Annotated in this window: 13 protein-coding genes; 7 read left to right on the top strand and 6 right to left on the bottom strand. The window is 55.5% G+C overall.

From position 1 onward, the window contains the following. Window positions 1-2 precede the first annotated feature (2 nt). Both AB9F29_RS08180 and AB9F29_RS08175 read left to right on the top strand, forming a co-directional pair. On the top strand, window positions 3-848 hold the full coding sequence (locus AB9F29_RS08180; protein ID WP_369755270.1) for a hypothetical protein: 846 nt from the start codon (window positions 3-5) through the stop codon (window positions 846-848). After that, window positions 841-2,268 carry an AMP-binding protein gene (locus AB9F29_RS08175; protein WP_369755269.1) on the top strand — a complete coding sequence of 476 codons (1,428 nt, stop codon included), beginning with the start codon at window positions 841-843 and terminating at the stop codon, window positions 2,266-2,268. The genes AB9F29_RS08180 and AB9F29_RS08175 overlap by 8 nt, the downstream gene beginning before the upstream one ends. A 512-nt stretch (window positions 2,269-2,780) precedes the next feature. Here the strand turns inward: AB9F29_RS08175 and AB9F29_RS08170 are convergent. Continuing rightward, a complete protein-coding gene (locus tag AB9F29_RS08170; protein WP_369755268.1) occupies window positions 2,781-3,098 on the bottom strand; it encodes a DUF1127 domain-containing protein in 318 nt (105 codons plus the stop codon). A gap of 853 nt (window positions 3,099-3,951) precedes the next feature. Between AB9F29_RS08170 and rnk the strand changes: the two genes are divergently transcribed. Further along, on the top strand, window positions 3,952-4,383 hold the full coding sequence (gene rnk / locus AB9F29_RS08165) for a nucleoside diphosphate kinase regulator (RefSeq protein ID WP_335585986.1): 432 nt from the start codon (window positions 3,952-3,954) through the stop codon (window positions 4,381-4,383). Window positions 4,384-4,555: 172 nt separating this feature from the next. After that, on the top strand, window positions 4,556-5,815 hold the full coding sequence (locus AB9F29_RS08160; protein WP_335585987.1) for a D-amino acid dehydrogenase: 1,260 nt from the start codon (window positions 4,556-4,558) through the stop codon (window positions 5,813-5,815). A 16-nt stretch (window positions 5,816-5,831) separates the two neighbouring features. Here AB9F29_RS08160 and AB9F29_RS08155 read toward each other — a convergent pair whose 3' ends face one another. The 5 genes from AB9F29_RS08155 to AB9F29_RS08135 are packed head-to-tail and all read right to left on the bottom strand — an operon-like array spanning window position 5,832 to window position 10,253. Further along, window positions 5,832-6,317: a DUF6505 family protein gene (locus tag AB9F29_RS08155; RefSeq protein ID WP_335585988.1), complete on the bottom strand. Its 486-nt coding sequence runs from the start codon at window positions 6,315-6,317 to the stop codon at window positions 5,832-5,834. Further along, complete coding sequence (locus AB9F29_RS08150) at window positions 6,314-7,018, bottom strand: DUF4444 domain-containing protein (RefSeq protein ID WP_369755267.1); 705 nt, start codon at window positions 7,016-7,018, stop codon at window positions 6,314-6,316. The genes AB9F29_RS08155 and AB9F29_RS08150 overlap by 4 nt, the downstream gene beginning before the upstream one ends. Then, complete coding sequence (locus tag AB9F29_RS08145; RefSeq protein WP_369755266.1) at window positions 7,015-8,082, bottom strand: Mrp/NBP35 family ATP-binding protein; 1,068 nt, start codon at window positions 8,080-8,082, stop codon at window positions 7,015-7,017. The genes AB9F29_RS08150 and AB9F29_RS08145 overlap by 4 nt, the downstream gene beginning before the upstream one ends. A 7-nt stretch (window positions 8,083-8,089) precedes the next feature. After that, entirely contained in the window at window positions 8,090-8,278 is a 189-nt protein-coding gene (locus tag AB9F29_RS08140) for a DUF6494 family protein (protein WP_039003920.1), read from the bottom strand. 19 nt (window positions 8,279-8,297) lie between these two features. Then, window positions 8,298-10,253 (bottom strand): 4Fe-4S binding protein, encoded by a 1,956-nt coding sequence (locus tag AB9F29_RS08135; RefSeq protein ID WP_369755265.1) that lies wholly within the window; start codon window positions 10,251-10,253, stop codon window positions 8,298-8,300. A 214-nt stretch (window positions 10,254-10,467) separates the two neighbouring features. On the opposite strand from AB9F29_RS08135, the gene AB9F29_RS08130 reads away from it, so the two are divergent. Genes AB9F29_RS08130 through AB9F29_RS08120 form a run of 3 tightly spaced genes read left to right on the top strand, consistent with a single transcriptional unit; the run spans window position 10,468 to window position 12,220 of the window. Further along, window positions 10,468-11,037, top strand: coding sequence for a DUF3305 domain-containing protein (locus tag AB9F29_RS08130; RefSeq protein ID WP_369755263.1), 570 nt, complete (start codon window positions 10,468-10,470; stop codon window positions 11,035-11,037). Continuing rightward, entirely contained in the window at window positions 11,034-11,615 is a 582-nt protein-coding gene (locus tag AB9F29_RS08125; protein WP_335585993.1) for a DUF3306 domain-containing protein, read from the top strand. The genes AB9F29_RS08130 and AB9F29_RS08125 overlap by 4 nt, the downstream gene beginning before the upstream one ends. Next, a complete protein-coding gene (locus tag AB9F29_RS08120; protein WP_335585994.1) occupies window positions 11,612-12,220 on the top strand; it encodes a molecular chaperone TorD family protein in 609 nt (202 codons plus the stop codon). The genes AB9F29_RS08125 and AB9F29_RS08120 overlap by 4 nt, the downstream gene beginning before the upstream one ends. The last annotated feature ends 3 nt before the right edge of the window (window positions 12,221-12,223 follow it).

The raw sequence follows: 12,223 nt of genomic DNA, 5'->3' as shown, positions 1-12,223 counted from the left end.
ACATGACGCAACAGACCTTCAAAACCGAGGGCGCAAAGATCACAGCCTATTTGGACGGACCGCGTTGGGAGGGTGTCCCCGCCGCCACGGTTGGCGGGTTTAGTTGCACATCCGTTGACGCAGGGGTGGAGGTTCTTGCGCAAGCCTTGGCCTATATTCGCGCCAATGGGCCGCGGCGGGTTTTGGGACCAATGGAGCGCGATACGTGGCATAGTTATCGCGCTGTCACGCAATCAGATGACAGTCCCGCGTTTTTGCTAGAACCCGCAGCGCAACCTCTGGTGCTTGAGGTGTTTCAAGCGACGGGTTTCACAGAAATCAGCAGTTATTTTTCGGCCCGCGTGCCCCTTGCGCAAACGGCACAAACGCCCCCGCCAGCAACTGAAAACTTCACGATTGAAGCTTGGAACGGCAAAAATCCCGAAGGATTGTTTGAGCAGGTTTTTGCCCTGTCTACCCAAGCTTTTGCGAAAAACGCGTTCTATAAACCCATAACCCACGAGGCGTTCATGGCGATGTATATGCCCATCGTACCCTTGTTGAAACAAGAACTAATCTTCTTTGCCCGCAGGCCGGATCAATCTTTGGCTGGGTTCCTATTTGGCACCCCGAATTATGCAGAAGGGCCAAACCCAACCAGCGCTATTCTCAAGACCTATGCCAGCCTATCGAAAGGCGCGGGCCAACATCTGGCTTATGCTTTTCACACTGCGGCGAAGAAGGCCGGATACAGCAGCGCTATCCATGCCTTGATCCACGATGACAACTTGTCTGCATTGCGCAGCGCTACTGAAGGGGCGGATATCTTTCGACGCTATGGTTTGTTTGGGCTGAAGTTGGATGACTAACCTCCTTGATGATTTTGCCGCTGCGGTTGCCAAACATCCTGACAGGATTGCAATCATAGACGGCAAAGGGCGCGAAGTAACATTCGCTCAACTCAAGGAGCGCGCCGACGGTTTTGCGCGCGCATGGCATGCACGCGGGATTCGTCGGGGCGATAAAGTCCTGTTGGCGATGTCGGTTGACGCCGACCTCTACGCCGCACTTGCCGCTCTTTGGGTCCTTGGGGCGACGGCGGTTTTGCCCGAACCTGCGATGGGTCTCGCCGGATTGCGCCATGCGGCACGCGCCACAAATATCAGCGCATTTTGCAGCTCTGGACTGTATGGGCTTTTGAAATGGGTCATACCCGCATTATGGGCGCGGCGTCATCTAAGGCCACATGGTATCAAGGGGGCGGATTTCGACCTCCACACGCCCGATGACTCGGATATCGCGCTCATCTCATTTACGTCAGGAACCACGGGCGCGCCAAAAGCTATTCCCCGCAGCCACGCGTTTTTGTCAGCGCAACATCGGGCCATCGCCCCTTTGCTGCAAAGCGCTCAGGTGGAGCGTGATCTCGTTGCGTTTCCTGTTTTTGTGCTGATCAATATAGCAAGTGGGCGGACGTCCATTTTGCCCAATTGGAAAATGTCCCACCTTGATCAACTGACTCCAGAGCAACTTGTCGCTTGGATCACAAGCCAAAACATAACGCGAGCCCTGCTGCCGCCGTCGCTTTGCGAAAAACTGACCAAGGCGAGTATTACGGATTCGCTACACACTGTCTTTACGGGGGGTGGGCCCGTCTTTCCCGATGCTCTGGATCGTCTGACTACGTCGAAACCCGATCTGAAAATTGTCTGCGTTTATGGTTCGACCGAAGCGGAGCCCATCGCTCATCTTGACGCCGCCGACATCTCCTCCGATGATCGTTCTGCGATGGCCAAGGGACGCGGACTTCTGGTGGGGCGTCCCGTAGAGGACATTCGCCTGCGCATAAGAGATTATGAGATTCAAGTCGCAGGCGCCCACGTCAACAGTGGCTACCTAGACCCCCGCCAAAATGTGGAAAACAAGGTTCAAGAAGGAGATACCATCTGGCATCGCACCGGAGACGCGGGGTATTTGGATGAACAGGGGCGTCTTTGGCTCTTGGGGCGGATGGGCTCGCAAGTTTTCCTAGCGGGCCGCGCGACTTTTCCATTCTCGGTTGAGGTCGCGGTGCGCCAATGGGACGGCGTGAACCAATGCGCGCTCATGTCCATGGAAAACGAAAGCTACCTCGTGATTGAGGGGGATCCGCGCCATGAAACGATTTGGCAAAAACGGGCCACAGAGTTCGATATTGATCGAGTTGTACGGGTCGCCAAGATGCCGATGGACAAACGACACGCCTCCAAGATTGATCGATACGCACTGCAGAAAATGATCGCCTCCTGACAATGTGCACGGCCGCCCTACATACCTATCCTACTTTAAATTGTGGCCGTTTCCTTGTGTCTAAGAGAAAAGATTTGCGCCGAGAAAATCCATCTTTCGCTCTCGTCGGATGTGAAGGCTGCCCACCGTCCACGCATCTGTTTTCAAAGGCCTCACTTAGCCGATCGCAGCGAGTTCCTTTGATGCAAAGTCGTAAGGTTGCTCGCCTAGCGTGGCGCCAGTTCGATGCGGACTAATGGGCCGTGTCATTGTCCTTGTCGTGCCTCGTTCGAATTTGTTGCACAGTACCTCCATCGTCTTTCCAACGGTCGATAGGAACCTCGCGCGTCGAGGACGATGTCTCTATTGCGAAATGGTTTTTGGGTTCAAATAAATGTGGGAAGAGCTCTTCAAAGTCAGCTTTACAAATCATCATTGGTTTGTCCCTTTCAGGTTGATTTTCTCTTTCATTTTCGTTCGGATGGGGTGCGTCCTTTAAGTACAAGGGCGCGCCCTTTTTGGTCTGCTTCTCATTACGCAGCTTGCCGCAAAGTGTTTTGATCTTCCACACGCGCGATTTGCTTTGGCGCAAATGGAACTATGCCGAGTTCACGTTCTTCAATGCCATCAACGACGCGCTCAATGTCGTAGCGGAAAATGCCGATATCTCTGAGCAGGCGGTCATCCATTGCCTGCAATACCGCGATCATTTTGCGCCGCTTCCAGCTTCGGATGGCCGAACGCAACCAACGCCGCAAGACCCCGCCCCGAACGGGTGCCCTGTGAGGGTGTACGACCGCTGCGTTCATACGATGTGTTAAGTGATTCCGGTTCAATATATAGGGATGCATGTCATCCTCCAAGTATAAGGTTGCTGAAGCCATGACGCCGAATTTTGCCGCACCCAAATTTCAGACAACGGTTATTCGCGATTTGAAATTGGACTGTGCAAAGACGGGCGTCTTCGAAATAAGATCAAAGTGATCTGTATGAACCCCGAGGCGGAAAGCGGCACAAATGGCGCGCCCCCCTCGGGGTTATCAGCGGTTCGGTTGTTTACCTGCAAAAAGCAGGAACCTCATATCAACGTTATACATCATTACTCTAATGTGGGGGGCCTGACCGAGCGCTTCAAGACGGATGGGGGCGGAGATTATCTTTTTAAGCAGGCATGTTTGCTTCTGGGCCATTTGGGTAACAAGACGCTTAAGACGCCAATATTTTCCCGTCAGGATTGACTATTGAGGCGTCGATACATAGCTATAGAGGCATGTTGGAACACGCAGATCATTATCGATTTCTACTGCTGAACCGCCCGTAACCCCGGGCGGTCAAGGTGCGTTCGCACCTTCCATACCTTCCGGGGTCTCCTCACATTCCTAAAACGTGAACGCGGCGAAATCTCGCCCGAGGAGGTGGTATGAAAAGTCTCGTCCAAGCCGAACAGTCCAGTAATCAATGCCACTCTATTTTGCGGGCCCTCCGGAATATTCCGTCTCCTTTGCCCGAGGCGGATTATCAGAAACGACAAGCGCACCTTGAAGATTGCGCACGTGCCATGCGCTTGAGTTCGCAACTGCCTATGTCCTGGCGAATAAGTTGATGAACACGCGGCCTTTAGCCGATGTCTATTTCTCTGATTTGGTGATCGTCGTCACACATTCGGCCTAGGCCATCACATAATTTACAAAAGGAGTATCCCTTATGTCACTCACCGTCCAACCCCTAAAAAGAGCGACCAAAGCTAACCCAAGAGTCATCATTAATGCAGAAGAGCTTGCGCATTTGGAAGGCCTCGCTGACGGCATAATGAAGCGTAATCCGGCATTGGCTGACCGCATGCTCGAAGAGCTTTCCCGCGCGCGCATTGTGGCTCCCGCAAAGGTGCCTAAAAATGTCGTGACCATGGGCAGTACCGTGAGGTATCGCGACGAAATGACGGGCCAAGAAAAAACGGTGACGCTGGTATATCCGGAAAACGCCGATATCGCACAGCTTCGGGTCTCGGTGATGACGCCAATCGGTGTCGCCCTATTGGGACTGGCAGAAGGCGCAAGCTTTTATTGGGATACCCGAGATAATCAGCGCCGTATGTTGACGATTATCACGGTCGAGCAACCTGCGGCGATAAATTAAACATTGCGTATTGAGGGTAAGGCGCCTTGAGTGGTTCGTACCAATTACCTGACCATTACATGAGTATAATATGCCGATGCGCATCCCTAACGAGAAGGCTGCGCATCTACACACAAGGTAACAGCAGATACGGCGCTGGAAACAGCCGACGCTGCCAACGAAAGGGTTTGCTATGAAGGTTGTTGTTATGGGCGCGGGCGTCATCGGCGTTACCACTGCGTATTATCTGGCCAAACAAGGTGCCGAGGTCGTGGTGATTGATCGTCAGACAGGTCCGGGGCTGGAGACCAGCTATGCCAACGCGGGCCAGCTAAGCTATGGTATGACTTCGCCTTGGGCCGCTCCTGGCATTCCGATGAAAGCCGTCAAATGGATGTTTATGAAGCGCCGCCCGCTGTTCATCTGGCCATTGATCAGCCCGACCATGTGGAAATGGTGCGTGCAGATGGTCGGCAATTGCAACGAGGAAAGCTATCGCATAAACAAGGGGCGTATGGTGCGTGTCTCTAGCTATTCGCGCGATGTTATGCCCGATCTGATTGCGGAAACAGGCGTCGAATACGATGGCCGCGCGCAGGGTACCTTGCAGCTGTTTCGGACTGCCAAACAGATGAAGGGATCCAAGGCCGATCAGGATATTCTGGCGGAATACGGATCGCCCTATGAGGTGCTTGGCCGCGACGCCTGTATCGAGGTTGAGCCTGCTCTGGCAGAGGTGCGCAACAAATTCGTCGGTGGCCTGCGCCTGACGGCCGACCGCACTGGCGATTGCCGCATGTTCACAATTGCGCTGACGGAGAAATGCATCGAAATGGGGGTAGAGTTTCAATATGGTCAGGCGATCAAATCCATCGCCGTTGAAGACGGCAAAATCGCTGGTGTGGATACAGAAATTGCGGGGCGCATCACGGGCGACGCTTATGTCTGTGCCATGGGCAGCTATGCTGTGAATGTACTAAATCCGATTGGAATCAAGCTGCCCGTCTATCCGGTCAAGGGGTATTCCGTCACGCTCCCTGTCACCGATGATGCCTTTGCTCCCCAATCCACGATCATGGATGAAACCCACAAGGTCGCGATCACCCGTTTGGGCGACCGCATTCGCGTGGCAGGGCAGGCCGAGATTGCGGGGTATTCCAACCGCCTTGGGCCACACGCCACCGATACGGTGAAACACGTCATCGGTGATTTGTTCCCCAAAGGTGGCGATATTTCGCGTGCCGAAGGATGGACAGGTCTGCGCCCTATGACACCAGATGGCACACCGGTTCTTGGGCCAACCCAATACGATAATTTGTTCCTGAATACTGGCCATGGCACTTTGGGGTGGACGATGGCCTGTGGCTCAAGTCGTGCCGTAGCTGATGTGGTCCTAGGGAAAACGCCCGAGATTTCCATGGAGGGGCTGACTGCGGCGCGTTACGCGCGTTAGGGGGCGCGGTTGCCGCTTAGTGTGGATCATCCAATGAGCCGTGAATTGCGAATTGCTCAAGCCCCGCCGCCTGTGCTTCGATCACGCGGTAGCTTTCCCGCACGCCTGCCTCGGTGAGGTCGCGCGCGACCGTAAGCAATGTGTTGGGATCGTGTTCATCACACAAATCCGTCATCTGTGACAACTCTTCCAGCGCGACATTGCGGGCGGCCTCAAGGGAGGGCGCGCCGTAGATGTCGACGAAATGCTGCGCCAATAAATCGGCCAGCGCGTCGCGTTCGGCGGGTTCTATTTGGGTCACGGCCACGAAACTGACGCGGCCAAAGGTTTCGCACCCCATCCAGCCGTTGGCAAAGGCCTGCCGTGCTTTTCCCGTCAGGTCCGCCTCGGACCAGTTGGAGAATTCAAAGCCGCCTGAAATGCACCATTCGCCAGTGCGCGCAGGGTTGTGGAAAACGCGTGTGTCGCTTTCGTCAAAATGGATGGCGCGGGCAAGTTTCATGCGGGCTCCGTAAGCAGGTCGGTGAGAGGGAACAGGCGGGTTTCGCCTTCGGATTTTAACAAGAGGCCAAGGTTTTCATCAATCCCGATGTATGTTCCGCGATGCCCAGATATTGTCATGTCGGTATCGAGTCCCTGCGCCAAGCCAAGCCAGTTGCGATGCAGGCGCGCAGGTCCATCATCGGCCCAAGTGTTTATTTCGACGAGTGTGTGCCGCACCCATGCTTCCAGCAATGTCACCGCGTCGACCTCGCCACAGCCCTCGGCGTAAAGGGCGGTGGCGTCGGGCGTTAAGCCCGTGTCATCAGAAGGCGGCCAAAGATCCAAGGTGATACCGATGACCAACCAGTCGGGGAGCGCGTTAGGATCACGGCTTGATGCCGCGATGCTTAACTTACCGCAAAGGCCGCCGTTCAAATAAATTTCGCCGCCCCATCCCAAATGCACGCCCACTTCTGGCGGGGCCAACGCCCCAAGTGCATTTTGAAATCCAACGCCACATAACGGCAGCATGCAAGCCGCGTCGCGCAGCGGCACTTCGGGGGCAAAAACGATTGCGGCCCGCAGCCGATCATAGGCTAGATCATAGGTGACCAATCCCGCGTCGCACACGTTTGACGCCTCGGCACAAGCCAGCACAAAAGGGCTGGTGCCTTTGGCGTCTAAGCCGGAAAACAGCGGAGGGAACACGGGCGGTGTCATGCGTGGCCAAGTTCTATCAACTGCTGTGCCACGGCGCGAAACCCTGCAGCTTGGGGACTGTCGGGTTTGGAGACGACAATCGGCGCGCCTCCATCTGCGGCCAGTCGGATATCAAGGTGCAGCGGAATTTCGGCCAGCAACGGTACGCCCAGTTTGGCGGCCTCCGCCTTAACGCCGCCATGACCAAAGACATGTTCCTCGTGACCACATTGCGTACAGATATGCGTGGACATGTTCTCGATCATCCCGATGATGGGCGTGCCGAGTTGGTTGAACATATCAATGCCCTTGCGCGCATCCAAAAGCGCCACATCCTGCGGGGTGGACACAATGATCGCCCCGTTAAGTTGTGCTTTTTGGGCCAATGTCATTTGCACATCGCCCGTGCCAGGGGGCAGATCAACGATCAACACATCTAGCGCGCCCCACTGCACCTGTGTCAGCATTTGCTGCAACGCCCCCATCAGCATCGGGCCGCGCCAAACAACGGCTTGGTCTTCATTTGTCATCAGTCCGAGGGACATCATCGTCACGCCGAAATTGCGCATCGGCAGGATCGTTTTGCCATCTGGCGACGAGGGCCGCCCCGACACGCCGAGCATGCGCGGTTGCGATGGGCCGTAGACATCGGCATCGAGCAGCCCAACACGCCGCCCTTCCGCCGCCAGAGCACAGGCGAGGTTGGATGCGACCGTGGATTTCCCTACGCCGCCCTTGCCTGAGGCCACGGCAACAATCCGATCTACTCCGGGTATTTTTTGCGGCCCTGCGGGTTCTGCGGGGCGGCTCAATTTAAGGTCGGGAGGCGCGGCAGGTGCGCTGTGGGCCGTCATTACGACAGACAGTTTTTCAACACCGGGCAGGGCCTTAATCTTGGCCTCAGCCTCCTCCTTGACCTTACCATACGTTGCCGCATGGTTGCCGCTGACTTCCAGCACAAATCGCACGGCACCGCCCTCGACGGTTAGCGCCTTGATCAATCCAGCATCAACAAGCGACGCGCCACTGACTGGATCGGTCAATGTTTTCAGCGCGGCCAGCACATCCTCGCGAGCGAGTGTCATATCCGGATCAACCCTTGATCGTGCCGGTTACGACGTGTTCTAAATCCACGCCATCAATGGTCAGGACTACGCGCGCCTCGAATTGCTTGCCCTCGGTTCCGCCCGCTTTGCGAAACGCTTCTTCGATGGCCTGTTGCGAGGTCACACCGACCTGCTTGAGAAATTTACGCATGGACATGTTGAGATCTTCGCTCATTTTCGTCTCCTATTCGAATTTAGTGATCTTTGCGTTTTGACAGGTAGTCGTCCGTCGTGCGTACACGTGGGCGTTCTTTGCCCGCGAAGGGATTGTCTTGAGAATGGAATTGGGCTTGAACGCGGCAATTGTCGCACATTTGGATCATCCGCGCGGTCGCGGGATTGGCGAACATTGCGTGGTTTCCAGCAAGTTTTTCCATGATCTTTTCGACGGTGGATTTGACACCAAAAAGGTTGCCGCATTCAACACAGGCGAAAGGCTCTTCCTCGTTTAGCACCACTTGCGCTAGGGCCGTGTCGGTGAGGTTGATTTGCGGTTGCAAGGTGATGGCCTTTTCAGGGCAAACATTGGTGCACAGCCCGCATTGCAAGCAGGCATCCTCCTGAAACCGCAGTTGCGGCATATCGGGGTTGTCGACCAATGCGCCAGAGGGGCACAGCGAAACGCAAGCCAAGCAAAGGGTGCAGGCATCCGTGTCGACGATCACCGCGCCGTAAGGTGCGTGCTCGGGCAGGGGGGCGACTTGGACGTCAACCATGAGGGCTTTGGCTGCGAGGCGGGTAATTTGGCGTCGCGACCCTTGGGCAAGGATGGGGTTTTCCACACGTATAGGTGTCGCCGCGCGATCATGAAGTTGCTCGGACAATTCGTCGGGATCGGCAATATCAAGCAGTCGCAGCGAGTCTCCCGCGCCCATGGCCATGGCCAGTTCAGATTGGGCCGCTAGCACGGCGCGGTCGCTTTTTGGAGCAAGCAAAATGTCGACACCCGCAAAGCCGCTGGCCAGAGCGGCAAGCATCTCGGCGTGGCCGAACATGGCAAGGGCGTCGATCTCCATGGGAATGACCTGTGCGGGCAGGCCGTTGCCAAACCGCGCGGCCAATCGGATCATTTCGGCCCCGTGGGCGTCATGGATCAGCAGCACGCCATCTTTGCCGTCCGCCTTGCGATAGGCCGAAGCCAACGTGCCGACGCGGCGGAAGACGAAATCAACCGGCGGCGTATCATAGCTGATCGCGCCCGAAGGGCAGACCGCAGAGCACGCGCCACATCCAGCGCAAATCATTGGGTCGATGCTTACATGCTCTCCCGCCGAGAGGATCGCACCGGTGGGGCATACATTCAGACAGTTGGAGCAGGCAGGCTTTTGCGCGCGCGAATGGGCGCAGAGAGAGGTATCTAGCCGGATATGCAGCGGTTTTTCAAAGGTGCCGATCATTTGGCTGGTGGCAAGGATGGCATCGGCCACAGCAGGGAGGCTTGCGGGGTCGGCGCGTACATATCCGTCGCGCTTTTCATGGGCCGAAAACAGCGGGGTGTCGCCCGTTAGGTCGAGAATTAGATCACATTCAGATTGCGCGCCATCGCGCGGTTCTGTCAGTAAAGGGGCGCCACGGCCGCCTGGTAAAACCTGTTGGAACCCGTCAATCGAAACGCGGAATTGCCCGAGTGTTCCCTTCGCATGGCGCAATTTCCCAACGTGGGCGTCATAGGTGTCCGTCACGGGCATATCTGAAGCTTCGGCTACTAATACGGTGACTGTCAAAATATCCGCGAGCTTCTCTGCGGCAGCAAACGCAACCTCTGGTGCTCCGATAATCAGGCAGATCCCTTCGGATACAACATCCACCGTTTTAGGGGATGGTTGCGGTAAAAGGGCGTCCGCCACCAATGCCGCCATCTTGGCAGAGGTGTCGCCAAGGTCGGACGTCCAGCCCGCGCGGTCGCGGATATCAACGAAAGCGGGAACGGGCGCGCCAAGGTCTTCGGCAAGGGCCGTGAAACGGGGGGCTTCTTGCTGGCAGGCAATCACCACGTCTCCGGTTTTGATGGCTTTAGCCGCGAGGTCGAGCTGGGATTGGCAGAGCGATGTATGCATCCGCGAACATTCCAGCCCTGTTGCCGTACTTAAGGCAGATGCATCAATAGTTTGTGTGCCAAGGCAATCACAGATCAGCAGTGTTTTTTTCATTTTGCCCCCCTTAAGCTTGCAACGGTAGATTGGATCGGCAGTGGATGAAAGAGGCTCCGTCACAATTCTGATCCAAATTCTACTTTGGACCCCATAATTGACAGAGAAATCGGATCGAGAAGCGAAACGATGAAGATGCCATCTTTAAATTATTTCAATAATTCAGTATACTGTGGTTAAACAATGATGTTGTCCAGCCAGCGGAGGAGCCAGCTTGTCGTTCGTCTTTCCTAATTCTCAATCCATCCCACTTGGAGTTGTGATCCGCAAATCACCCGGCGTGACCCGCTGGGCGAAGTGGGCATGGCGCGCGGTTGGTATTTTGCCTGGTGCGGGGCCTGCGGAATGGACGGTTTTGCGCCAAGAGGGGGACGTGACAGAGTTTCATGCGGGGACTGTGCCGCTTAATTTATATGTTTCGGATACCGAAGCCTATGTTCACGAATTACAGACCCGCGCGCCGTCTATCTATGTTGTCCTGAGCCCAGATACCACTTTGCCGAGTATACCGTGGAAGGTGATGTTAGCGACCGCTTCGCCTTATGAAGCGCAGGATTATTGCGACTCAGCTGAGGTCCAAGTCGAAAAAATTGTGATGCCAGAGGGTATGTTGGCTTGGGTCGCGGATTTCGTAAATAGCCACCACGAGGAAGAAGCTTTTGTCAAACGCAAGCGTCGAGACTGGCGCGAAGACGAAAAGGAGGATGGTATCGGTGATCCGCGGATTTCGCAGGACAGCGATGTGTATCGCGCGCCTCGGGGTCGCAAGGCAGGGATGAAATGACACGCACACCAACCTTCTGGGGCCAGCGCCGCGCTGCGGTCAAAGCCGAAGAAATCGCCATCGCCGATGCCGAAAAAGCCGCGCAGGAAGCCGCGTATCAGCAAACCCTTGCGGAGAAAAGTGACGAGGAGATTCTGCAAGAGCTGGACCTGCCTGATCCAGAAACGCTGAAGTTAGGCGATGATTTTGCCGCGTTTATGGCGCAGGCCGTACCTGAGCATCTGCGCAAACGTGCCCTGCGCAAGTTGTGGCGGAGCAATCCGGTTTTGGCCTGTGTGGACGGGCTTAATGATTACGATGATGATTATCTGACGGGCAGTTTTGGCAATGCGCCGATCACCACGAGTTATCAAGTGGGCAAAGGCTTACTTTCGCATGTTCTCGAGATGGCGAAGCCGGACGAAGTTGAAGCCTCTGAGCAGACCACCCTCGACAAAGTGGAAATTTTGGCCGAAGATATACAGCAAGAGGATTTGGTGGCTGACGCTGGGACGGATGTTTTGGCGGAAGATGTTGAAGAACCAGAGTTTTCACCACCACGCAGAATGGTTTTTAGTTTCGACGGGAGCGACGCATGACAGCGGTTCAAGCACAAGTCAAAATTGCCGAAGAAGATCGTCTGCGCGCGGACCTTTACAACTATCTCGGCGTTTTGCTTGCTGGGCCACCGGATGAGCTATTGTTGGCGCAAACTGCCGGTTTGACGGGGGATTCCTCACCATTAGGGCAGGCGATCAGTGGCCTTGCTCGGGTCGCAAAAGTCACCAAACCCAAATCCGCACTGAGCGAGTATAACGCCCTTTTTATCGGTTTGGGACGGGGCGAACTCTTGCCCTATGCCAGCTACTATATGACCGGATTTCTGAACGAAAAGCCGCTCGCCAATCTGCGCGCTGACATGGCCGCACAGGGAATCACGCGCTCACAGGATACGTTTGAGCCGGAAGACAGCATCGCGTCGTTGATGGAAATGATGGGCGGTATGATCGTTGGGCGCTTTGGCGATGTGGCTCCTTTGGAGCAGCAGAAGGATTTCTTTAACAAACACATTGGTCCATGGGCCACACATTTTTATACGGATCTACAGGGGGCAAAGACATCGGTTCTTTACGCTTCTGTCGGGGCCGTTGGCGCAGAATTCCTGAAAATTGAGCGGGAAGCGTTTAGGATGATGATAGGCTGAACG

It is taken from the genome of Falsihalocynthiibacter sp. S25ZX9 (assembly GCF_041205405.1).
GTDB lineage: Bacteria > Pseudomonadota > Alphaproteobacteria > Rhodobacterales > Rhodobacteraceae > Falsihalocynthiibacter > Falsihalocynthiibacter arcticus.
The sequence above is the reverse complement of the archived record's forward strand: the minus strand, read 5'-3'. Positions and strand labels throughout refer to the sequence as shown.

Bases quoted from the DNA above. Each gene is read 5' to 3' on its own strand.
- AB9F29_RS08125 (WP_335585993.1), top strand. From the start codon at position 11,034: ATGACACGCACACCAACCTTCTGGGGCCAGCGCCGCGCTGCGGTCAAA.
- AB9F29_RS08145 (WP_369755266.1), bottom strand. From the start codon at position 8,082: ATGACACTCGCTCGCGAGGATGTGCTGGCCGCGCTGAAAACATTGACC.
- AB9F29_RS08135 (WP_369755265.1), bottom strand. From the start codon at position 10,253: ATGAAAAAAACACTGCTGATCTGTGATTGCCTTGGCACACAAACTATT.
- AB9F29_RS08150 (WP_369755267.1), bottom strand. From the start codon at position 7,018: ATGACACCGCCCGTGTTCCCTCCGCTGTTTTCCGGCTTAGACGCCAAA.
- AB9F29_RS08180 (WP_369755270.1), top strand. From the start codon at position 3: ATGACGCAACAGACCTTCAAAACCGAGGGCGCAAAGATCACAGCCTAT.
- AB9F29_RS08175 (WP_369755269.1), top strand. From the start codon at position 841: ATGACTAACCTCCTTGATGATTTTGCCGCTGCGGTTGCCAAACATCCT.
- AB9F29_RS08140 (WP_039003920.1), bottom strand. From the start codon at position 8,278: ATGAGCGAAGATCTCAACATGTCCATGCGTAAATTTCTCAAGCAGGTC.
- rnk (WP_335585986.1), top strand. From the start codon at position 3,952: ATGTCACTCACCGTCCAACCCCTAAAAAGAGCGACCAAAGCTAACCCA.
- AB9F29_RS08120 (WP_335585994.1), top strand. From the start codon at position 11,612: ATGACAGCGGTTCAAGCACAAGTCAAAATTGCCGAAGAAGATCGTCTG.
- AB9F29_RS08155 (WP_335585988.1), bottom strand. From the start codon at position 6,317: ATGAAACTTGCCCGCGCCATCCATTTTGACGAAAGCGACACACGCGTT.
- AB9F29_RS08160 (WP_335585987.1), top strand. From the start codon at position 4,556: ATGAAGGTTGTTGTTATGGGCGCGGGCGTCATCGGCGTTACCACTGCG.
- AB9F29_RS08170 (WP_369755268.1), bottom strand. From the start codon at position 3,098: ATGCATCCCTATATATTGAACCGGAATCACTTAACACATCGTATGAAC.